Consider the following 1,178-nt stretch of genomic DNA (forward strand, 5'->3'; position numbering starts at 1 on the left):
GGCAACGCTGAACAAGCCTCTTCAAAATAGGCCCATGCATCTACCAGGGTCCGATTTCGGCCACTTGGGCGTTCAGTGGGCTGGTTTGGATAGGCTTTGAACCTCGTATGGCAGGTCATTCGACCTGCATGCTGCCCTCACGGGCGTACCTGTGCCAGCAGCTGGCTGCGGCTTAGGTAGATGTTGGCTAGCGCCAAGGCGGTGAACGCCCTCGTGGCATTCTTGTGCAAGCCGCGGTAACGCACCTTGCTGAATCCCCACAGCCGCTTGACCACGGCAAAGACGTGTTCTACCCGGGCGCGTATCTTGGATTTGTTGCGGTTCTTGCACCGCACCACCTCATCGACCACGCCGTTACGCCGGCTGCGTTGATTCGTGAAGTCCCGGGCCTTCGGTGCCTTGGCCCGGATCAAGCCCTTCTGACTGGCATAGGCCGAGTCGCCATAGACGCGCCGCTCGTTGCCATGCAGCAGTTCGGGCAAGGGGTGTTTGTCATGCACGTTGGCGGGCGTGACCACGCCGCTATGGGCCAGCCCGCTTTGGCTGTCCACACCGATATGCAGCTTCATGCCAAAGTACCACTGCTGGCCCTTGCGGGTCTGGTGCATCTCGGGGTCACGGGCCTTATCCGCGTTCTTGGTCGAGCTGGGGGCGCTGATGAGGGTGGCATCCACGATGGTGCCAGTGTTGACTTTGAAGCCCCGTGCCTGCAGCTCTTGTCCGACCTGTGCAAACAGGGCCTCACCCAGTTTGTGCTCGTTGATGAGTCGGCGGAACTTGAGCAGGGTGGTGGCATCCGGCACGGGCTCGCGCCCCAGGTCGATGCCGACGAAGCGGCGCAGGCTGGCGCTGTCGTACAGAGCCTCCTCGCAGGCCAGGTCGGCCAGATTGAACCAGTGCTGGATGAAGTGGATGCGCAACATGCGCTCCAGCCCTATGGGAGGGCGTCCGTTGCCGGCCTTGGGGTAATGGGGTTCGATGACCCCACACAGGGCGGACCACGGAACAATCGTGTTCATGGTCGCAAGGAACTCGTCGCGCCGTGTGGGTTTGCGGTAGCTTTCGAACCCAAGATCCGCCGCCATTGCCAGAGTCTGCTGCTTCATCCCTACCTCCTCAAGAATGAGGAACGCAAACATGCAAATCACGCGCCAGCTCGGGACTTATTCAGCGTTGCC

1 protein-coding gene is annotated in these 1,178 nt (G+C 61.1%); it reads right to left on the reverse strand.

Going from position 1 to position 1,178, the window contains the following annotated elements:
- Positions 1-137: 137 nt before the first annotated feature.
- A complete protein-coding gene (locus tag AC07VY_RS26535; RefSeq protein WP_495100136.1) occupies positions 138-1,106 on the reverse strand; it encodes an IS5 family transposase in 969 nt (322 codons plus the stop codon).
- Positions 1,107-1,178: the final 72 nt, after the last annotated feature.

Source organism: Rhodoferax sp. GW821-FHT02C08, from assembly GCF_059421805.1.

Bases quoted from the DNA above. Each gene is read 5' to 3' on its own strand.
- AC07VY_RS26535 (WP_495100136.1), bottom strand. From the start codon at position 1,106: ATGAAGCAGCAGACTCTGGCAATGGCGGCGGATCTTGGGTTCGAAAGC.